Below are 20,222 nucleotides of genomic sequence, written 5' to 3'. Positions count from 1 at the left end.
AAATGGCGTGAAAGTAGGGGGGCATTGGTGACGCCGCGCAGTTTGTAGTTAAGTCGATCGAGTGGGACGTGGAGGTCCGGTTGCGGTTGCGTCACCCGGCAGGTTCGACATGGTCTGTCCAGGAGTAAGCTGGTCGGTAGCCCAGCACCTGTTTGGCGGCGTCAATGCTCAGCAGGGTGGCGCGGGAATCGGTTAGGCCCCGCAGCTCAGTCTGGGGGAAGCGTTCGGCGAGCAGCTCAGCACTTGGCCGAGTCATCACCGTGTCGGCTGCGGCGATGATGAACGCCGATGCCCCAGTCAGATCGGCCTCCAATGCCAGCCGACAACTCTGCGCCATATCCCGCGCGTCCACGTAGCCCCACAGATTCCACGCCCGCAGTTCCGGGTCCGCTTGGAACGAGGGGAAACGGGCATAGTCGGCCGGCTCCATAATGTTGCTGAACCGCAGCCCCACGATCGGAATTCCGCTCCAGCGACTGAACTGCCGGGCCAACTCCTCCCCAACGACCTTGGACAGGGCATACGTGGTATGCGGCGTCAACGGGTGCGCTTCATCGACCGGAGCGTAGGCCGGCGGGTTGGCCGGGAACGGCAGGCCCAGCGTCGTCTCACTCGAAGCCCAGACCACTCGTTTCATGTTCAGCGTTGCGGCAGCGCTGAACACGTTGTAGGTGCTCGTGGTATTGATGTGGAACGTCTGTACGTCGCTGACGATTCCCGGCCCGGGGATCGCAGCCAAGTGCACCACGGCTTCAAAACCTTTCAACACATCGATCGCTTGGCCCAGGTCGGTGAGATCAGCACGCATCTCTGGGCACCCCAAACCTCCATGTCGTACGAGGTCGGTGCTCTGCACCTCATAACCGTACGCCAGCAGTTCCTGTACGGTGGCTCGCCCTGCCTTACCTGCTCCGCCGGTGACCAATATCTTCTTCATCATATATCCCTTCAGTGCGAGTTAGAGGGGCGCGAATGCTATCCGTGTGAACGACCCCAAATATTGATGGCGGGGGGGAGTCGCCATTGTTCTGCTATCAAATTCTGATTCAGCCGAGATAAAAAATGAGTGCTATTTTATACGATCAGATTAGGTCGCCTGAGCCGATAAAGCGAACTCACATGGTGCGATAGTTAGCCCCACGCCTTGCGGGGATCGGGATGGTTATGATCGATTGCTAAGCTTCGAGTTTCTCCGGACAACCACGGCCGTGAAGACGTAGAGTCATTGATACTCGGTCTGCTTGATCGCCGTGGTGCGTGAGCCCTTGTCTTGGCGGCCACAGTGCATAATTCCGATCCGGTGACGCCTTCGGCGGTTGCCCATGACACAGTTCGCGACATTCGTCACGGTATGGCGGCGTGAACCGTATCGGCAGGCCCTTGAGCCTTGAGTACGGAAGTCAGGTCCAGCGTTTTCCATTTGCGTCTGCCCAGCCCGTTGTAAAGATCGACCGAAACCTTGCCGCCGTTCACCTGCACCATGCCGTAACCTTCGAGCTGTCCCGTTTCGAACTGATCGATGGCCTGCCTTTCCGCCCTCAGGCGTTCGGGTCGCGTCGGGTCGGTGTCCGACGAGAAGTCCGGCTCGAGCATCTCCATGTCCGGACGATGCATTTACCGCAATTCAGGACCTATTGCCTCGCCATGCCATTCTTGCATCAGAAATATGCTATCACGTTGCTGCCGGATTCAACGAGCAACTGCGCGGCCTGATGGGCCCCCAGGGCTTTGTACGCAGTGCCGCTTATCGCGTCATACTAAACCCTGCCGATGGAGCGATCCCTACTCATTACTCGACGCCAGTGGCTGCAATCAACGACTTTCTATGTACGCACCGCGTTGTCGTACTAGTTGTGTGAATCAGAACGAGACAATTGCAGTTCTGCGTGACATCGGCCTGTAGGATAGGTGTAGACGGACATCCCTCACCATGAAGGGGGAATCGTCAGCGTCAAGACGTATCGGCGGTGGGTCATGCAGCAGCAGGCGCGGAACGTCACGATGTGGACGGAGGACGAAGGCCTGGACCTGCGCTTCCTGATCCGGGATCGCGACAGCAAGTACACGGAGGCGCTCGACGAGCACTTCCGCCGGATCAGTGGCGAGCAGATCGTGAAGACGCCGTTCCAATCTCCGGCTGCGAATTCGTTCGCCGAGTCGTGGATCGGCAGTCTGAAGCGGGAGTGCCTGAACGCGCTGTGGTGCTTCAGTTTGAGGCAGGTCGATTACGTTGTGCAGATCTATGTGAAGTATCACAACACGATGTGCCCGCATCAATCCCTGGGAACGTGCCGTTGAACGAGCGGGATGGACCGGAGGCACGAGAGGTGGTGGCCGGAGCGATTGGGCCGGTGCGGCGGACGCCGTTGCTCGGCGGGCTGCTGAATCATTACGAGCGGAAGGCGGCGTGAAGACATGAGTTACGCGGGGGGCCCGACATTTTGGGCCACTTCTGTGTGGCCTGCTTCAGGCAGGCCACAGCGATTAATGGGTGCGCCGTCACCGTACCGCGACCGTGCGGCCGGGGCGATCGAATACGTCAGCAAGCCAGTCATTGCACACCGGGCTCGCCTTCACGTCGCTGAGCCCGATGCACCAGGTCAACGGGCCGGCTTCGGGACGGCGCATCACGGCGACAACTTCATGCTCGCCGGCCAGGAGGTCTACCGTCAGGCCTTGCCCCTTTGGTGCCCGGTGCATGGCGGGCACAAAAGCCGAGCCCTCGCTTGCCAGGATGCCATGGCCGTCGAGCCAGACGCGCATCGGCTCGGGAGTGTTGAACAGCAGTTGGACCGGGCCGGTGTCTGCGAGCGAAATGCGATAGCGCAGCCAGACCTGCCTGCCGCAACAGTCCGCTGCCGGCCACTGCACATACTGGCCTGGCAGGCTGATGGGCTGCGCATCCGTGGGCATGGCGGGCGCTTCGTTGACGTCTGGAAGTGCGTCGTCGTCATCGAACGCGACTTCCGCACGAATCGCCAGGTGGCTGGTGTCCTGTGGCTGCGCTTCGACGGCCGGCGCGCGGCCGGCGAGCTTGTGCCGAAGGCCCATGATCTGATCGGTGAAGCCATCGAGTGTCGGCGGATGCGTCACGCCGCTGACGCTTTCGCTGAGCACAAGGTCACGGCCGATCGGGGTGAGCCAGTTTTGCTCAATGCTATCCGGATCGAGAATGCCAAGCAGCGCCCCCAGCGTCGCGCCCGTGCAGTCTGTGTCCTGCCCGGCGTTGACGGCGGCGCAGATCGACTTGCCGAACTGCCCCTCGCCCGCCAGCCAGCCGAGCACGATGTAGGCAAGGTTGATCACCACGTCGGTGAAATTGTCATTGAGATAACGGTCGGCCAATCGCTTTTGAACCACGTGCCAGTCGCCGGACTCGGCCCACCATTTCCGTGTGTTCTGAATGGCCTGCCGCAGTTCGCTTTCGGCAGGCAGGTAGGCCATCGCCTGATCCAGCAGCGCCTCGCGATCCTGTTCGACAAATGCCATGCTTTGAAGCGCCGCCAGAAATACCGCCGCATCCACGCCTTCGCCCGCATGATCCATGCAAGCGTCTTCATAGGCGTATGCCGCCGCTAACTCCGGCTGGCCCGGCGCAAGACATGCCCAGATTTCCGTGCGAATCGCAGCGCCCATGCCGCGAGCAAAGGGGTTGTCGTAGCTGCCGGTCGCCGGCGGAACCAGCCCCAGTTTCATGTTGCGCTTGCAGATGCCATACTCGTCCGGCGACATGCCGATGTGCCGCCACGCTTCAGTAAGCACGTGACGATCTACTCGCGGCTGCTCCATCTTGTCCAGTAAAAATGCGTAAACCACTTGCGCATCAAGATCGTCATTCGGCAACATCTCCTCGGGCATCGGATCGTAATACGTCAGATTCAATGTATTGCGCACGCCTTCGTATGGCATGCCAAGCGTGCCGCCCACCGCCTTGCCCAGCCAGCAGCCCATCATCCGTCGCCGCAATTCGCTGTCCGAGATCATTTGCAGGTCGTTCCTTTTCAGTCGCGCCATGCTATCCGTGTCGCACGCCTGACTCTGGTTGTTGCGGGAAGCAGTTGTGTCAATATCAATAAACGCAGAGCGACCCGCTGCCAGTCGCTCTGCGTCCAGTTACATTACGTTATGGATCAATGCCGGCCGAGGGCGAATACGCGTCACCGCTGTCGGCGACGCCGACCACCAAGCATCACCATCCCGCCAACCGCCAGCAGCCCCAGCGACGCCGGCTCGGGGATGAGGGTGGTGGTGATTTGTGCGTTGGTGAATTCGCCGTACCAGTCGCCGATCCAGCTATCCGTGGAACTTGACGAAACGCTGAGGCTGATGCTCTCAATACGCTCCGACACGTTGAACGAAACCGCGCCACTTCCGCTGGCGCTCCGTACGGTGTCTTGGTTGCTCCACACCGGCTCGTCAAAATTCCCGTTGATAAAAACATCGTGCCAGATCGTGTCCAGCGAGCGACTACCCGACGTCTGCGACCAGTCAAACGTGAGACCGGTAATGTAGTGGTCGACATCCCGAGTATCCCATGTCACAAAGATGTGCCATTCCCCCTGTCCTTGGCCGATCGATTGCGGCGCTCGCGCGCGAAATCCTACACCATGCAGGTTTGCTTGCCAGTAATTTTCCCAGTTCGGCCCCAGACCATCGGCGCTCCAGTGCCCGGTGTCCCACCAGTTCACGCCGGCTTGTGAGCCAGTGCCATAGCGGTAGGTTTTCACGTCGGCCAACGCCGGCGAAGCAATCATCAGCGTACACAGAACGAGTGCGAGTAACATTGCACGAGTCATACCGTCCTCCTTCAATAAGTGAATGAACAAAAAACTTCGATGAAACCGCGAGCACCAGCACGCGGCCCAAGAGACTGCTGACAGCAATTCCACTACTTCGGCGCATCGACGATCGTCATACGCACGTCATCAAACCAGACCGTGCCGGTCGTGTCCTGAAGCCCGAGGATCAGCGACGCGCCGGTGGCGTTGCGCGGAACATAAATCGTGCGTTGCATCGGGCGCCAATCGAACGTGCCGTGGGCGTTGCCTGCCTGCGGGTAGTCCGAGCCGTCCGGCGTCTGGATGTGCACCATGACCTTGACGCCGTTGTGTCGCTGCGCCGGCTCGGCCACGTCGTCGGCCTTGGCCATAGCTTCGAGTTTCACACGACTGCCGCGCATCTTTTCCACCGGCAGCGTCTTGCGCACGTGAACCGTACCCTCGCCCGATTCGACATCACGGTGTACGCGCATGGCCTGCCCGCCCTGGTAGCCGACATCCACCGTTGCCCGACTGCTGCCTTCCCAGCCGGCGAAGGGTCGATCGCCTTCAAAGTCGGCCTCAAACACGACATCTCCCGGTGCGACTGCCGCCTGCTCGGCCGGGCGGGGATTGAAGGTCGACGGATCGTTCCGCGCAAAGCCGGCCAGCAGCACCTGCTTGGCTTCGCCCGGCTCGTCGAGCGGGTCCGTGTTGTCCGGGTCTTCGCCGAGCTCAACACTCCAGCCGTCGAAGTCGAGCATCGCGTGGTAGGTCCAGTCCCAGCCGTACTCCTCGAAAATTTCGATCACGTCGTTCAGCCAGCGCGCCGCGCTGCCGTCGGGCGCCCAGCGGATGCAACTGAATTCGCCGACTTCCATGCGTACGCCGTGGGCCAGTTGAAAGTCACGCGCCGGCTGAAGCGCCTTACGCAGCATGTCCTTGTCCCAGTACACGCCGTTGATCTCGCCGGGATATGCGATGCCCGCGTGTTGCCGAGTGCCGACGCCCTGATGCGTCAGGGCGAACGGTGCGTACATGTGCATGCTGTACGTCACGTTCTCGATGTTCACCGGCCGAAGGATCGTGAAGGCCTGCATGCCCCACCACTCTTCGGGTTGCACGAAAAAGTGCGCGTCCGGGTCGATCTCAAGAATCATCTCCGCCGTCTTTTCAATCAGTTCTTCATAATCAGGAAATCCCTCGGCCGGCGGCACGCGAAGCACGGTTTCATTCAACAGGTCATAGCCCAGAATGCCCTCACTGCCCTTGTATCGTTCGGCCATCAACCGCCAGGTATCGAGAAAGCGATCCAGCGCGTGCTGATCGAGATACACCGTGTGCGTCCCGCCGCGGTCGCTATCGCGCCACTCGTTGCGCAACCAACCTTGCGCAATCACCTTGATGCCCGCTTGCTTCGCCCGATCCAGGGCACGATCCAGATGCTGAAGCCGACTCTCCAGTTGCTCGGCATACGCCTCGTCGGGCAGGTCCGGCGAGGGGAAACGCACCCAGACCTTGACGTGATTCATGTTCCAGTCGTTGACGAACCGTTCGATCCAGCCGTGCCGAGCGCCGGTTCCGCCGGCAATGCCCGCGCCGCGCCAGATGGTTTCCTGCTCAAACGTCTCATCGCGCTGCGCGGCGAGGTAGCTCAGCGGCGGTTCGACCAGTTCGATGCGCACCTCGTCAACCCACATCGTGCCCGCCGGGGCCATCAGGCCGACGTACGCCGTGGCGGCCGTCCCGTCTTCGGGGATGCGTGCGCCATCGAGCCGGGCTTCAAACCAGTCGCTGTCACCGGGCAGGCCGTTGAGGTTGTGGTTGTAGCGGCGGCCGGTTTCCGTGCGATAATTGAAGCCGAGGCGAACACCCTCCCACGGCTCGTCGGGCTCGGGCACACCGGCGGTGCGAATTCTCGCCACCAGGTTCACCCGCCAGCCACGCAAGTCATCCACGTCCAATGATCGGCTTAACTCAAAACGCCGCGCCCGCGCTTCAATGTCCCGACCCCACACGTCCTGTTGGACCGAACCATCTTCACCCGCCCCCGGCGCACCGGGGACATCGATGCGCAGGACCGTTTCCTCATTCGGCCCCTGATCGACCACGCGAGCCCACTCGGCATCGCTCCACCGCTCTCGAGCCTCAGGCGAGGCGAGTTGTTCGTGAACCACCACTTCGCCTACGCGCGGATGATCCGCAGTCATATCACTCGCAGCGCCGGGCAGGGCGAAACACGCGCTCCCCAACACGAACAACACACCTGTCAGTAGCCGATGCCGCATGAACTGTTCCTCGCTCTCAAAAAGCGGATAACCCGTCGATACCGGTCGCACGGTTTCCGTCGCCGAAAGGACCGTTTCACTTCAACGGCGCCCAGATCCGATCCTGCTCCGCTGCAGTGATCCTTGTTCGAGCCACATCATCGCGCGCGGTCGCGCTGGCGTGGCCGTCAAAAAAAGCGATATTCGTCGTTTCGTTGGGGTGGCGATAGGCGATCATCGTCGGGCTGTTTATGTCGCTTTCGTCGACGTACCGATTTGAGTTCCATGACGTGAACCACCAGTCCAGTGCATCCGCACGAGCGATCTTGTATGAAGGACTTCGGATTTCGTTGCGTCGATAGCCGAAGTGGGGCGGTCGCCCGTCCAAGACGTCAAGCCCCTCATAATTCGCCCCGTAGACGCGTTGAAACTCATACCGACCTGAACTGGTGGGATTCGCAAATGCATACTCGGCGTCCGGACAAGCAAATTCGGCAGTGATGGAGCCATAGCTGGGCTCCATGCCGACCAGTTCCCGATAAGCGTCGATTCGCCCCCAGTACCAATTCGTTTCAGGAACGCTTGCAGGAGCCCGCGTGCGGGCCGGCACATGCCAGTCGTTGTAGTCCTCGGCGTAAAGTTCGCTGGCAAACTGCATCTGCCGCAGTGTCGAAAGGCAACGCATCTGGTTCGCCGTCCGGCGTGCCGCGCCCAATGCGGGCAGCAGTATGGCGATCAGCAATGCGATGATCGATATGACGACGAGCAGCTCAATTAAGGTAAATGCTGACCGCTTGGACATGTGTTCACCCTTTGAAAAGGACAATATCGATCCACACCGCAAGGCAATCCCAAACAATTCGCAGAACGCTACTTCCGCACCGCTGGCATGACACTGCCGCGGTCGATCAGTTTCGGCTCAAGCCGTTTGGTCACCGGTTCGCCGGCCGAATCCTCCATCAACGCGACCAGGCGGCGGGCGGCCTCCCGGCCCATCTGTTCGTGCGGCTGGGCGACCGCCGAGATCGGCCGTTCCGCCAGCATGAACTGTTGCAGGTCGCCGATCGCTACGACTGACAGATCCTCCGGGACGCGTCGCCCCACGGCGCGGGCGGCCCGCGCCACACCAAGCGAAAGATTGTCGTTGATGCCCAACATCGCCGTCAGATCCGGGTGCTCACTTAACAGCTTCCGGGCCGCTCGCTCACCGTTGGCCCACGGCTCGCGCGGGTTCAGATCCATGACGTCCACCGTTTCACACGCCAGGTCGGAAGTCGCAAGCCCGTACGCTCGCAAAGCTTCATCGACCCCCTCACGCACTTCGCGGTCCGAAACGGATCGACCGTTGTGCTTGACCAACCCGATCCGCCGATGCCCCTGCTCCAGCAGGTGCGTCATCGCCAGCCGTCCGAGCTTCACGCGGTCGCTGAGCACTGCGTCCACGTCCAGCGACGCCGGCAGCGTGTCCACCAGCACATACGCCACGCCGCGCCGGCGCAGCTCACGCAAATGCTCCACGATCTCCGGCAGCGGCGGCGGGTAGATGATCGCCCCCGCAACAAAAGACGAGTCAAGATTGCGAAGCAGATCTACTTCGTGCTTGAAGTCGAACTCAGCCGACTGCATCAGCAGCCGCGGGGAGCTGTCGCCGAGGCCGGCCTTCACGCCGCGAATGATCTTGGGCATCTGATCGAAGTCCAGACCAGGCAAAACTAATGCGACGGCCTGACGCTCCTGCTGCGGCGATGCGACGAAAATGCCCCGTCCCGGATGAGAGCGAAGGTATCCCTCCGTCGTCAACTTGCTCAACGACAACTTCACAATGCCCAGACTCACACCCGTCTGCCGAGAGAGATCCCGTAAGGACGGCAACTGCTGCCCCGGCTTGAGATCCTGCCGGCGAATCATGTCGCGCAGGCGATCCTGAATCTGCACCACGAACGGGCGCGAATCCACCGCATCTACAAGCGTTTCGCAAGCAAGAGGGGTTTCCGTACGAGCCATGGCAACTATGCTAACCCAGTTAACCAGATTGTCAAGACCGCAAGGCGTTTCTTTACAATGGCGCGGAGTGATCCAAACCGAGGCGCCTGTATTTTCTACACTTACGGTTTTGGAACGGGGGCGGAGCGAGGCTCTCCAGCTTAATCGGTATGATGTCAATCCCTATGCCTACTACGACTTCAACTGCGTCATCCAGCGATAGTCTGCGCTTTCGGCAGGTACACCTGGACTTTCACACTTCGCCGGCGATCCCGAGTGTGGCAGTCCAATTCGATGCAAAACAGTTTCAGCAGACGCTCCAACATGCTCGGGTCGACTCGGTCACGCTGTTCGCCAAGTGCCATCACGGCTGGAGCTATCATCCCACGAAGGTGGGCCGAATGCATCCGACACTCTCGTTCGACCTTCTGCGCCGGCAGTACGACGCCTGCAAAGAGGCCGACATCCGCGTCCCGATCTACCTTTCCGCCGGGCTGGACAACCTGGCGGGGCAACTCCACCCCGAATGGCGTGAGCGAGACCATGAAGGACGCCTCGCAGGTGCTTCACCCGTTGAGGCTGGCTGGTTCCTGATGTGTTTTCACAGTCCGTATCTCGGCTACCTTTGCGAACAGATCGAAGAAGTGGTGGAATTGTTTCCCGATTGCGACGGCATTTTCCTCGACATAGTCGCTCAGCATCACTCTTGCAGTGAGGCCGGATTGAACGTCATGCGCGAACAGGGGCTTGACGCGACCCGTGAGGCGGATCGTCGCCGGGCAAACAGCCTTGCGCTTGACCGTTACTATCGTCGCACCACCGATTCGATCCGCCGAGACAACCCGAACCGGCGGGTGTTTCACAATAGCGGCCACATCACGCGTGGGCAGACAGAGGTGCTGCGCCACTTCAGTCATCTCGAATTGGAGTCACTGCCGACCGGCGGGTGGGGGTACGACCATTTTCCACTATCAGCAAAGTACGCCAAACAAATCGTGTCTCACGATGTTTTGGGAATGACAGGCAAATTCCACACCACTTGGGGCGAATTCGGCGGCTACAAAAGCCTCAACGCCCTGCGTTACGAGTGCTCGGCCATGCTTGCCTACGGGGCGAAGTGTTCGATTGGGGACCAGCTGCCCCCGCACGGCCGGCTTGATGAGAGCACTTACCGTTTGATTGGCAAAGCATACGCCGAAGTCGAAGCGAAAGAGCCTTGGTGCGATCATGTCCAGAGCATTTCAGACATTGCCCTGCTTTCGGCCGAGGCCTGCAAGGCTATCGACCCTGGGCATGGGCGGGACGCGTGCGCACCAGACACCGGCGCCGTTCGGGCGCTGCTTGAGGGACATTACCTTTTCGATGTGATCGACGCCGAAATGGACTTCGAGCCATACCGCCTGTTGATTCTGCCCGACGAAATCCGGCTCGGACCAAAGCTTGAGGAAAAGCTTCGTAACTATGTCGACAGGGGCGGTCGACTGCTGCTCAGCGGCGAGAGCGGGCTGCGTGCCGACGGCTCGGGTTTTGGCCTCGAACTGGGCGCCGAGCATCATGGCCCGAGTGCGTTCTCGCCCGACTTTGCAGTGCCGATTGAGCCGTTGCGGCCTGCATATGTGAGCGATCCGATGGTGATGTATCTCGGTTCTCAGCGTATCACACCTGCCGCCGGGGAATCGCTGGGCGAGGTGTATGACCCCTACTACAATCGCACAGCCGAGCATTTCTGCAGCCATCAGCACGCCCCGCCTCGACCCGAGGCGTCGGGGTACGCCCTGGGTGTCGAGCATGGCCGGACGCTCTATCTTGCTCATCGCGTGTTCAGCGCCTATGCCGCGTACGGTGCGGTCCCGTTGCGGGAGTTTCTGCATGCGGCGATCGACCGTGCTCTTGGCGGGCCTCGTAGCGTCGAAGTGCAGAATATTCCGACGACCGGCCGGGTCACTTTCATGCACCAGCCGACCAAGAAGCGAAGTGTGCTGCACCTGATTTATGCGAACACGATCAACCGGGGTGGGGTTGGTCGTCAAGCGGTGGAGGTGGTGGATGACTTGACTCCGCTACACGACGTTCGCGTGTCGATTCAGCCGCCGCACCCGGTTGCCTGTGTCAAACTCGAGCCACAGGGGGAGCCGCTGGAGACCCACCGGGACGGAAACCGTCTTGTCTGCGAAATCCCGACACTGCAGTGTCACCAGATGGTCGTGTTCGAGCAGGCGTAGACTGCGTCGCCCCCCCCCCGATAAGCGAATTCCGCACCGCTTCAGGATGCGCCGCTTTCGTTGCCGGGCCCATCGCCCACAGTTGTTGTTGATGAGGGAGGGGAAAAGGAAGTCCACGGAGCGTCGCACAGCACTTTCGCCAAGTTGGCCGGCGCTGAGTGGATCGCTCCAGATGTGGACGCACCGTCACGCTCCGGCTTGGTCGTCCGCCGCGGGTGACGGCGCTGCCGTGACGGGAACCAGCGGATTCTCGATGTCGCGCAGGACGACGCCGTCGCCGGCTCGCACCGCGGCGATGAATTCTTCGATCGTGTGCAGCGGCCGATCGAAGCCGAGGCCCGACAGCGGCGAACGCGAAACGTGATGCGTGTCCGAGCCGGCGGTGTGCATGAGGTTGTTCATCGCCACATATCGACAGGCCATGTCATTCCACGCGTCGCAGTCCGAGGCGTTGTAGACCTCGGCAGCATCGACATGGTTGTGAAACAGCCGGGTGTGCTCGATATACGGCCGCTGCCGAAACGGGTGAGCCTGGCTGATCAGACCACCCGCCTCGCGTATGGCGTCGAGGTACGTCACCACGTCCCAATCGAGAATGTCGGGGTGGGCGAGCAGAAAGGCTTTGTCCAAACCATACGTCAAAAACTCCGTTCCCCGGTAGTTGTACTCCCAGCCGAGGAACACCGACAGGTTCAGTTCCCCGCCGGCGGCGGCGGCGTTTTCATAGCCGAGGCAGAATCGCTCGACCCGCTCGCCCCAAGGCAGGTCACGGGGGACGGCGCAGTTGCCGTTGAAAAAATGGTCGGTGATGATGATGCCGGCATAGCCCGCTTTCGCGTACATTCGAGCCAGTTCGGCGCCAGTACTCTTGCCGCAAGCACTACCTTCACTGGTGTGCATGTGCGTTTCGTAGCGGTAGCGGTTCGGTACATGGCTCATGAGCGGACTCCCTGCTGAAACGGATGAGGAATGGCGGATGGGCAGATCACCGCTTACATGATGGCCGCGCCGGTGAAAGCTCCCGGAAGCAAGTATAAAACGGAATTATGTACTGGAGTAAACCGGGGCAAGTGAAAATAGCAAAAGGACGGGAGATCAAATTCGTAACCCTTTGCTATTTTCGCACCCCCGGCATGCCAACCCCATGTTTTGAGCACCGGCACGACGACACCAGGCTGATGTACCGTGCGATACCCAAGCCCGTGGGCGTGTGCGAACCAGCGGTTGGCCCGCTACGCTGGCGTCCGTACCGCGACCCTTGGAGTACTCGACCATGCCTGCCGCCGACTGCGATCCGATCCTCTGGAACGACACGCGCATCGAGATCACGGATAGCTGCCTGGCGATCCATTCGCCACAGTGGGCTGCCCGGCTTCGCATCGCCAAGGGTCGGCTGACCATCGAGCGCCTGCGTCGCGGCGATGCGACGCAGGCCTGGGCCGCGGCCGACGAAGCGGCCACGGACCGGCCGGGCCTGTCGCTTGTCGATCACCGCATCGGCTGCGCCTCGCCAGTACAGGCCGAGTCGCTTGAACTGACGTTGCAGGCTGGCGATGACGCGATGCAGGTGCAGTTGCAGTTGTTCGCCGATGTGGCGGGCACCCCACGTTGCGCGCGCGGCTGGCGATCATTCCATGGTCGGCAGCCCAGCATGCTGGCCCGTTGGCAATCCTGCTGTGTCCTGATCGCGACGAGCGGCTAATGGATGCTTATGTGAACTACAACGGCGGCTTAAGTACCGGGGCCACCTACCGCATTGCCGCTGGTCACGGCTCTTATGCAAATGCCGATGGGAATTGGGGATCCCCGGGTACAGCCACGGGAAGCTGGTATGGGTGGCGTTGGGGTCGTACCTATAGCGCCGAACGCGATGCCACTCCTGTGCCGCGCCTGAATATGGCGGGCCAGACGCCGGTTCCGCTGGCGGCCTCAAGACAACCCATCATTGGCGACGTCTGGGCTCCCCCTGGAGAGTTGATCGCCATACATGGCGGCCATCTCTACGGCACACCAGCTCCTGTCGCGCCGAATCACAGTCACGGCGCCAACGTCGGGTTCCTCGACGGCCATGTGAGTTGGCGCAACGCCGACCAGATTGATAAGAACATTGAGTTTCACACGGCAGCTAAATTGTGGTGGTGATCGCTGTCCGAACAAGTGAAGTTGTGGAGCGGGCCATTGATGTGGTCCAAAACGGGGCAACCGGCGGCGCCGATCCCGATGCGGCAACGCGATCAATGCCATGCCAACATCCAGGTCAGACGCCGCCCTTGCCGAGGCGACCGCGGCTGCCCATTATCGACATTGCAGCAACCTCAGACGAGCCGCGTAGCGACCGGCCAACCGACATCTATTCACTTTCGAAAGACCTTCGGACCGGCGCAACCGCTGCGCCGCAATCCGGACGCAGGTAATTAGCCACCCGATCAACTCTCGTGCATCATGCCGTGGCACGCTACTGAGTCGCTACAGGAGGCACAACTGTCAGTTTCGAAGAACTCACATCCGCTGTCCCTGTTTCATCATTAGCGGCATGAGCATTCATGACACTGCACAGCCAGAACTACCTTTCGGCACTGGCGGTACGGGTGGTTTGCTCACCATCCGCAGATCAAAGACCCATTGGGGCTACCGAAAGTCCGCAAGTGGAATCTTAGCCATGTAATGGCATGCACCATCTTCAAATGCAACGTAAATCGACTCCTGCGCCTCATCCACGAAACCGTCGGGATAACAGACCATGGCAGGAATGTAGTGCTCGTTGACCCCGGCTCTCCCCTGCGTTTTCAATCTTGCCACTTCGATCCGCGTGGCCCAGTTTTCGCACCCATCATCGGAAACCCACAGCTCGATCCGGCTACGTCCACGAGACGTCGGGTTATTCAACAGAATCGTCTTGTTCCTAATTTTCAATAGCGTGATTTTCGTATCGGCGTTGGGAATGTCAGTGGGAACTGCCTCAGACCACGATCGTCCGTAGTCCAGGCTTTCTGCACGATAAAGCACGCCTGTGCCCGAAGCACGCATGAACATCACGATATGCCCAGGAGCAATTTCGACCGCATTGGGCTCCCAAAGATCGCAATGTTCATTCTCCAGACGGCCGACGACGTTAGCCGTCTTCCAGTCCTGGTTGTTTGCCCGCACGACGCCAACACGAAATCGCCATTCGCCGCCCTGGCTGAATCCCTCTCTAGTAAACTCGTTGGTAAACCCTGAAAGATGTTCTTGCCAATAACAAGGTGTCAGCCAATCACCATTGGATAGTACGATCGTTCGGCGCATCACGACGTTGCCACTCGGACCGGGCATCATGGAGGGTTCGGTGAATGTTCGACCGCTGTCGCTGCTGATGGCGAGGAATGTCTTCATCTCGCCATACCAGCGGTCAGTGTTGAACGTGTGGACGAAAGCCATCACCTTCCCGTCTTCGGCGAATAGCTCTGGGCCCCATGTGGCTCGCCTGGGATGATTGAATATCACTTCCGGCTGCGACCAGGTCTTCCCGTCATCTAGGCTGATCGTCCGAACAATGCAATTCTCATCGTGCGGTTCCCAAGGTCCACCCGTGTAATGAAAACATAACAGCGAGCCATCTTGCATCCGTCGAAGTACTGGTTCGCGGGCGGATCCAAAGTGGCCTTCACCAAAATTGTGAATCACTTGGACCGGGTACGACGTTGCCAAAGCGATATTATTCATTTCTGTGCAATTCGCTCCGCAGATCGATCATCATCGTCAAACGATACGCCTGTCAGTTCGCCGGGGAGGTGAACAGCATGACTGATTGAGCTGGCACTGACACTCGCCTCTGGCCTTGCAGCGCGTCGATTTCTGCCGCTGCTTTGTCGCCCCCCGGCGTCAGGATGGCATCCAGCACCATCTGGCTGGGTGACATGATCTCGACGTCCGTATCATCCCAGAGAAACAAGGCATTGCCGCGCTCGCATACCCACTGCGTGCCACCCTCGATTTCAACGACACCAATCACAGCACCCAAACGATCTTCGATCGTATTGAAGCAGTGATTGCGATACCTCACCTCATCGGCATACAGTTGACGCGTGCGTTCGACCTCTTCATTGTCGGTCGGACGCCATTGTTCGCCGCGGTCGTGTGGGAAAGACCGATAGGACATGAGTTTGAACAAGTCGAGTTGCCCATAGCCGCTGGTCGCACCCATGCGGAACGGACAGCTGCCGAACAGAATGAACGGGTGCTCCCGATAGTATTCCATGTCGTCTTTGCGTAGGACGAATGAATCAACGCTCGCCAGGCTGACGCCTTCCGTCTGAATCTCGTAGCCCATTTCTCGCAATGCCCGAATATAGGCAGATCGCTGAGGCATCGAATACGTGCTCACTGGCCTGAGGTAGTTACACGTCGAACCAGTGGCGTACACGTCGAGCCAAAGCCCATCGATGTTCGTCTGTTCCTTGATGCGTTGAAAACGACGAAGCGTCTCATCCTTCCAGCCACTGTTCATGTCGTACCAGACTACGGGCATCCGCTCGGAATTGTGCCAGCCCAAAACCGAATGCCCATCCATTCGGTGGACGAGCCACTCGGGATTGTTGCGAACATCCGGGCTCCCCACCCATCCGTGGGCCGTCTGATGCCAGACGTAAACTTTGATGCCCATGTCGTGTGCTTTTGCGGTGAAGTCAGCAAGCCCGGCTGCACCGCCGGCGACTTCGGTGATCTCGCCATTGAAGTCACCCTGGAAGTGTGCACCTGACTTCAGCCTCGACCCGTCCCATTCCCGCATGGCTGGCCAGGCTTGTCGGCTGGCCAGCGAATGCCCGCGCTTCCAGACCCACCCGATCTCCACCTGTCGATAGCCGTACTCCTTGATAATCGGAAGCAACTCGTCCGCATGTTCTACGAAGCTGCTGTTTCGCCATGCGTTACGCACCACCGCCATCGGCCGGGGATCCGTGGGCTCAATCGCCAGGTCATTCTGAAACTTCGCTTTGGTGAACTGCGTGATTTGAATCCAGAGATTGCTCGAAAGTGTTTCTTGCGTCGACAATCGAAAACGCAGCGGTGTGGTGTAAACCGGGCCCACACGGCCGAGGCCGATCCGATAGCCGACTTCGACCGCGTCGTTATCTCTCGTGCTTCGCAAGACCGCTCGGCAATGGAATGGCTCATCCATGAACTCAAGGATTGAGCCACGCAATCCCGGCAAACCGATGAGATTGAACATCTGCCCCCCGTCAATAAACATACCATAGTCCCCAAGCGACTTTGGCTCCGATCGGCTGAACGTCGCTTCGGAATAGGCTTGCTGGTTGCCCGGATAACACGAAAACCGAAATGTCCGTGCCCCTTCGTAGTGTTCCCCGACTGGGCCTCGCCAGTTCATATACATTTCGTGTAAGTAATGCGAATCATCCTGGATGAAGAACTGATCCGCGATGCCGGAAAACGTCATGCCGTTGATGACATAGTCAACCGGATATACCGTCCATCGTACGAGAGATGTTTCGCCGTCTGACGCGGTGGCTTCCAACCAGAACGTCAGCGATTCTTCGATGGCGATCGCTCGCTGGAAGGTGAAAGACAAGTCTGCGGCATAGGGTTCCACGTCGGGCCCGGTGCCCGCCGGAATGTACTTCATGTAGAACGGATTGCCGCTGTCGCTCTCGGCTAGGATGACGCCCTCGCGCGTCGCAGCCTGAAGCTGTACTGCGTCCACGTCGAACCGCAGTTCGACACCGTTTGCAAGCTTTGCACGAAGCAGGTTGCCATCCTGGCTTACGACAGGCGCCTCAGTGAATGTCACCTGTTCATAGCCGAAATGGGACGGTTCGAGAAGCTCCACTTGGGATCGCTCGGCACCGAATGCCGTTGTGACTCCGAACAGACTGCCTAATACGCCAACGGTCCCGACGCGCTTGCACGTATCGCGGAGCACTTGCAGTTGTACCTTCATCGATTGCCTTTCTGAAAATCATTCTGGTGTCATTCGGCAGGAATATTGCTGGACATCGGGTGTACCGATATCCGGTCAGTCATTGCGAACTATGAATCTTCAACCGGACCAGATCAGTGGTGCGTAAACTGGGGAAGGGTGGCCTTAAGTTAATGATCGTCCAGCAACTCGAACAGTTGATTGGTCATGAATGAAAGCTGCGGGGACGTCATCGAAACACTTCCGAGTTGATTGTAAATTCGTTCATCACGAATCCAGCGGGCATGACCATCGGTATAAGCAGCATTGACGCCATCAACGCCGTGCCCCTGCTTCATAGCTGTGCCCGTGGTATTGAAGATTTTGTCGGACAAAAAGCATGCGTTTGGATTTTCGTCGAGTCGCCAGAACCCAGTCGTTCCCTCGACAGGTGGACTTGCTCTGTATATGTACGAGTGGTAGACGATCCAGCCAGATCTACGCGGGTCTTCAAATGCGTCCAGAGATTGATAGTACGCATAACCTTCGTTTGGCTGGCTCTCATACACACTCGGACAGAAGAACGCTTGAGGATCACTGATATAGCCATGTCCTTTCAAAGGACCAGTGCTTGCGCTGAAGATTAAGCCGAGGTTCGTCCACTTATTCCAGAACATAGCTCGCCCGGCCACACCTGTCGGCGTGAAGCCCTGGGTGTCGCGAATATAATCCACGGGCATCCAATTGTTGTAATCATCTGCGTAGAGGGTGGTCCCGATCGCCAATTGTCGCATCCCCGAAAGACATACGGCACGTTTGCTCATCTCACGAGCACTGCTCAAAGCGGGAAGCAATAAGGCCACGAGCAAACCTATGATTGAAATTACCACCAGCAGTTCGATCAGCGTGAAACCCTTGACACGGCCCATTGACAGCACTCCTTCTCGTGTGGGGCGATATCGACCATATGACGTTTACGCGATCGACTGTCGATTGCGGCGACGAATTGCGCATGCCGCCCCGAGCCCCAACAGCACGATCGATGCAGGTTCGGGGATGACCGACACATTGTCCAGGGCCATGCCGAAACCGTTGCTGGTTGCTGTTGAATCATGGCCCGAGGCAAGGCCAAATGCATTGATCGCGAACTCTTGGCCTGCAAGGAGGCTGTAGCTCTGGCTGACATCGGGCGTCCCGCCGAGGTCGCCTTGGGCGTAGCGATTCAGCGTGAGCAGGCCGGCATTATTGTCACCCTCGCCTGAAGCATACACCACTTCATAGCTGAACCAGGTGCCAGAGGGTGAGTTGACAAAGGAGAACGCATTACCCGTGCCATCATCATCGGCGAAACGAATCGATACATCGGTATTTGGGCGTGCCGCGGCATGTACACCAAGAAAGTTACTGAACTCGTCGCCCCATGTGTTTTGATTAAAGAACCCTACCCTGCCGACCTGGAACGCGCCGATCCATGATGATGGGGCAGACACCCTGAGATCAAAAGTCGCGAAGAAATCATCGTCTTGCGTGAAGGTGGCATTAAGCGGAACGTGAAACGTCCCGACAATATGGCGATGAATGTTCTCACCGTTGACAATCCCAGCATTTGAGTCCCATTCCCAGAATGTGCTGTTATCGATCCAGGGCTCCTGCTGGTCGTTGAAATCCCACATCGGGTCCGCAATGGCGGGAACGGCCATTCCAGTTACGGCTAGAGCGGTCAGAAGTTTTCGCATCGTCCATCTCCTCAATAGAAAAGTTAAAAGAAAGGTCTTTGTTTGCTAGACCGACGACTATGACGGTGCAGCTGTGCTCTCACGAACAACAAGATGCGTCGCAAAAAGAATTTCCCGGTGTGATACACCACTTACCCCCGAAGCGATCCGCTGTTCGAGCAGGCGAGCAGCATGCGTAGCCATCTCACGCAATGGTACATGAATCGTGCTTAACGGTGCGATATGCGATTCGGCGACCTGCTCGTCGTTGTACCCCATGACACTGATGTCTTCGGGCACCTTGATGTCGTACTTACCAAGTGCCGTAATCACCTTCACAGCGTTCTCGTCGGTCCCTGCGAAAATGGCGGTTGGCAAGTGGTCTGCCGAATCGACAAATTCGCAGACACGTTGATGGATGTTGAACGGTGTCACCGTGACGGTCCGCATTGACGCGTCAGTCATGCGACTGAGGACATGCCGAAAACCTTCGATGCGGTCTTTCCAACCCTGCGACGGGTTTTCCATTTCGATACATACCATCCGTCGGTGACCGAGTTCGAGAAGATGCTCCGCCGCCTGAATGCCTCCGTTGAAATTATCCGGCGCAATGGTGTCAATGATCGAACTGGTAAAATTGATCCCCACGACAGGTTTCTGCAAGCGAATCAATTGTTGAAGGATCCGCTCCGTGCGTATTGGCAGCGTGGGCATTAAGACGACGATGCCATCGACCTCGCGCAAACGCTCAAGCGTAGAATCTTCAAAATTTGGATCCTCGCCTTCACACCAGATGTTGAATAACGCCGGGGTACGAGATGTGCCCGAGAATTGCTTGGCCAGTTCGCGCAAGATAGGCCCACCATAAGCGTCAGAATGCCCAAACTTAAAGTCGCTCACAATGCCGATCAGACTGTGCCGTTCCGGCGCGGCCTCGTTCGTCGGCCCGCGACTCATAACAAACGTGCCGCGGCCCGGTTCTCGTCGAATGATCTGCTCCTGTTCAAGCAGCCCCATCGCTTGGCGAACCACTATTCGACTGACATTGAAGCGATCTTCCAGCGCCTTCTCGACAGGCAGCTGATCTCCCACCGCGTAGCGCCCTTCCGATATCTCGCGGGCCAACGAATCGGCGACACGCTTATACGCGTATGCTCGCTTTCTGAGCTTGCGAGGCGGCGACACGCTGGATGTTTGTTCTACTAGCTTCGCCATCAGTGGTTCTCCGGCATATAACATAACATTATGCTGCCGTAATTTTGCCTGTCAATACAAAAAATTATAATCTATTGAATTTCGACCGGTTTGCGGAGGCGATGAGGACGTGAAATCTATGCCACAGATCATGCCTCGCAGTCCACTTGGCGTGCTTAAGTCTATAT

17 protein-coding genes are annotated in these 20,222 nt (G+C 58.7%); 4 read left to right on the top strand and 13 right to left on the bottom strand.

Features of this window, described 5'->3' with window-relative positions; all coding sequences use genetic code 11:
- Positions 1–91 precede the first annotated feature (91 nt).
- Both ACERK3_07320 and ACERK3_07315 read right to left on the bottom strand, forming a co-directional pair.
- Positions 92–940: an NAD-dependent epimerase/dehydratase family protein gene (locus tag ACERK3_07320; GenBank protein ID MFA9478106.1), complete on the bottom strand. Its 849-nt coding sequence runs from the start codon at positions 938–940 to the stop codon at positions 92–94.
- 404 nt (positions 941–1,344) lie between these two features.
- Positions 1,345–1,599, bottom strand: coding sequence for a hypothetical protein (locus tag ACERK3_07315; GenBank protein MFA9478105.1), 255 nt, complete (start codon positions 1,597–1,599; stop codon positions 1,345–1,347).
- Between the two features lie 375 nt (positions 1,600–1,974).
- Between ACERK3_07315 and ACERK3_07310 the strand changes: the two genes are divergently transcribed.
- On the top strand, positions 1,975–2,298 hold the full coding sequence (locus ACERK3_07310; GenBank protein ID MFA9478104.1) for an integrase core domain-containing protein: 324 nt from the start codon (positions 1,975–1,977) through the stop codon (positions 2,296–2,298).
- A 201-nt stretch (positions 2,299–2,499) separates the two neighbouring features.
- Here the strand turns inward: ACERK3_07310 and ACERK3_07305 are convergent, their stop codons facing one another.
- The 5 genes from ACERK3_07305 to ACERK3_07285 form a co-directional block, all read right to left on the bottom strand.
- Complete coding sequence (locus tag ACERK3_07305) at positions 2,500–3,984, bottom strand: ADP-ribosylglycohydrolase family protein (GenBank protein ID MFA9478103.1); 1,485 nt, start codon at positions 3,982–3,984, stop codon at positions 2,500–2,502.
- Between the two features lie 173 nt (positions 3,985–4,157).
- Complete coding sequence (locus tag ACERK3_07300) at positions 4,158–4,826, bottom strand: PEP-CTERM sorting domain-containing protein (protein ID MFA9478102.1); 669 nt, start codon at positions 4,824–4,826, stop codon at positions 4,158–4,160.
- A 62-nt stretch (positions 4,827–4,888) separates the two neighbouring features.
- Complete coding sequence (locus ACERK3_07295; GenBank protein MFA9478101.1) at positions 4,889–7,045, bottom strand: glycoside hydrolase family 5 protein; 2,157 nt, start codon at positions 7,043–7,045, stop codon at positions 4,889–4,891.
- A gap of 76 nt (positions 7,046–7,121) precedes the next feature.
- On the bottom strand, positions 7,122–7,883 hold the full coding sequence (locus tag ACERK3_07290; protein MFA9478100.1) for a type II secretion system protein: 762 nt from the start codon (positions 7,881–7,883) through the stop codon (positions 7,122–7,124).
- A gap of 11 nt (positions 7,884–7,894) precedes the next feature.
- The gene (locus tag ACERK3_07285; GenBank protein MFA9478099.1) at positions 7,895–9,028 is read right to left on the bottom strand and encodes a GntR family transcriptional regulator; all 1,134 of its coding nucleotides are present in this window, start codon (positions 9,026–9,028) and stop codon (positions 7,895–7,897) included.
- Positions 9,029–9,285: 257 nt separating this feature from the next.
- Here ACERK3_07285 and ACERK3_07280 point away from each other — a divergent pair, with 257 nt between their 5' ends.
- Positions 9,286–11,229 carry an alpha-amylase family protein gene (locus ACERK3_07280; protein MFA9478098.1) on the top strand — a complete coding sequence of 648 codons (1,944 nt, stop codon included), beginning with the start codon at positions 9,286–9,288 and terminating at the stop codon, positions 11,227–11,229.
- 186 nt (positions 11,230–11,415) lie between these two features.
- On the opposite strand, the gene ACERK3_07275 is transcribed toward ACERK3_07280, so the two are convergent.
- Positions 11,416–12,168 carry a PHP domain-containing protein gene (locus ACERK3_07275; protein MFA9478097.1) on the bottom strand — a complete coding sequence of 251 codons (753 nt, stop codon included), beginning with the start codon at positions 12,166–12,168 and terminating at the stop codon, positions 11,416–11,418.
- A gap of 334 nt (positions 12,169–12,502) precedes the next feature.
- Here ACERK3_07275 and ACERK3_07270 point away from each other — a divergent pair, with 334 nt between their 5' ends.
- Both ACERK3_07270 and ACERK3_07265 read left to right on the top strand, forming a co-directional pair.
- Positions 12,503–12,931 (top strand): hypothetical protein, encoded by a 429-nt coding sequence (locus tag ACERK3_07270; GenBank protein MFA9478096.1) that lies wholly within the window; start codon positions 12,503–12,505, stop codon positions 12,929–12,931.
- The gene (locus tag ACERK3_07265) at positions 12,931–13,371 is read left to right on the top strand and encodes an H-X9-DG-CTERM domain-containing protein (GenBank protein MFA9478095.1); all 441 of its coding nucleotides are present in this window, start codon (positions 12,931–12,933) and stop codon (positions 13,369–13,371) included. Before ACERK3_07270 ends, ACERK3_07265 begins: the two co-directional genes overlap by 1 nt.
- 486 nt (positions 13,372–13,857) lie before the next feature.
- Here ACERK3_07265 and ACERK3_07260 read toward each other — a convergent pair whose 3' ends face one another.
- The 5 genes from ACERK3_07260 to ACERK3_07240 form a co-directional block, all read right to left on the bottom strand.
- On the bottom strand, positions 13,858–14,931 hold the full coding sequence (locus ACERK3_07260; protein ID MFA9478094.1) for an exo-alpha-sialidase: 1,074 nt from the start codon (positions 14,929–14,931) through the stop codon (positions 13,858–13,860).
- A gap of 52 nt (positions 14,932–14,983) precedes the next feature.
- Positions 14,984–17,167 carry a hypothetical protein gene (locus ACERK3_07255; protein ID MFA9478093.1) on the bottom strand — a complete coding sequence of 728 codons (2,184 nt, stop codon included), beginning with the start codon at positions 17,165–17,167 and terminating at the stop codon, positions 14,984–14,986.
- 149 nt (positions 17,168–17,316) lie between these two features.
- Positions 17,317–18,054, bottom strand: a complete 738-nt coding sequence (locus ACERK3_07250) for a type II secretion system protein (protein MFA9478092.1) — start codon at positions 18,052–18,054, stop codon at positions 17,317–17,319.
- Between the two features lie 45 nt (positions 18,055–18,099).
- The gene (locus tag ACERK3_07245) at positions 18,100–18,861 is read right to left on the bottom strand and encodes a PEP-CTERM sorting domain-containing protein (GenBank protein ID MFA9478091.1); all 762 of its coding nucleotides are present in this window, start codon (positions 18,859–18,861) and stop codon (positions 18,100–18,102) included.
- A gap of 57 nt (positions 18,862–18,918) precedes the next feature.
- Positions 18,919–20,055, bottom strand: coding sequence for a GntR family transcriptional regulator (locus tag ACERK3_07240; protein MFA9478090.1), 1,137 nt, complete (start codon positions 20,053–20,055; stop codon positions 18,919–18,921).
- Positions 20,056–20,222: the final 167 nt, after the last annotated feature.

It is taken from the genome of Phycisphaerales bacterium AB-hyl4, assembly GCA_041821185.1.
Taxonomy (GTDB): Bacteria; Planctomycetota; Phycisphaerae; order Phycisphaerales; family Phycisphaeraceae; genus Natronomicrosphaera; species Natronomicrosphaera hydrolytica.
Note: the sequence above shows the minus strand (reverse complement) of the source record. Positions and strands in the feature narration are given on the sequence as shown.

Coding starts and splice junctions, on each gene's coding strand:
- ACERK3_07320 (MFA9478106.1), bottom strand. CDS start 940: ATGATGAAGAAGATATTGGTCACCGGCGGAGCAGGTAAGGCAGGGCGA.
- ACERK3_07315 (MFA9478105.1), bottom strand. CDS start 1,599: ATGGAGATGCTCGAGCCGGACTTCTCGTCGGACACCGACCCGACGCGA.
- ACERK3_07310 (MFA9478104.1), top strand. CDS start 1,975: ATGCAGCAGCAGGCGCGGAACGTCACGATGTGGACGGAGGACGAAGGC.
- ACERK3_07305 (MFA9478103.1), bottom strand. CDS start 3,984: ATGATCTCGGACAGCGAATTGCGGCGACGGATGATGGGCTGCTGGCTG.
- ACERK3_07295 (MFA9478101.1), bottom strand. CDS start 7,045: ATGCGGCATCGGCTACTGACAGGTGTGTTGTTCGTGTTGGGGAGCGCG.
- ACERK3_07285 (MFA9478099.1), bottom strand. CDS start 9,028: ATGGCTCGTACGGAAACCCCTCTTGCTTGCGAAACGCTTGTAGATGCG.
- ACERK3_07275 (MFA9478097.1), bottom strand. CDS start 12,168: ATGAGCCATGTACCGAACCGCTACCGCTACGAAACGCACATGCACACC.
- ACERK3_07270 (MFA9478096.1), top strand. CDS start 12,503: ATGCCTGCCGCCGACTGCGATCCGATCCTCTGGAACGACACGCGCATC.
- ACERK3_07265 (MFA9478095.1), top strand. CDS start 12,931: ATGGATGCTTATGTGAACTACAACGGCGGCTTAAGTACCGGGGCCACC.
- ACERK3_07260 (MFA9478094.1), bottom strand. CDS start 14,931: ATGAATAATATCGCTTTGGCAACGTCGTACCCGGTCCAAGTGATTCAC.
- ACERK3_07255 (MFA9478093.1), bottom strand. CDS start 17,167: ATGAAGGTACAACTGCAAGTGCTCCGCGATACGTGCAAGCGCGTCGGG.
- ACERK3_07250 (MFA9478092.1), bottom strand. CDS start 18,054: ATGGGCCGTGTCAAGGGTTTCACGCTGATCGAACTGCTGGTGGTAATT.
- ACERK3_07245 (MFA9478091.1), bottom strand. CDS start 18,861: ATGCGAAAACTTCTGACCGCTCTAGCCGTAACTGGAATGGCCGTTCCC.
- ACERK3_07240 (MFA9478090.1), bottom strand. CDS start 20,055: ATGGCGAAGCTAGTAGAACAAACATCCAGCGTGTCGCCGCCTCGCAAG.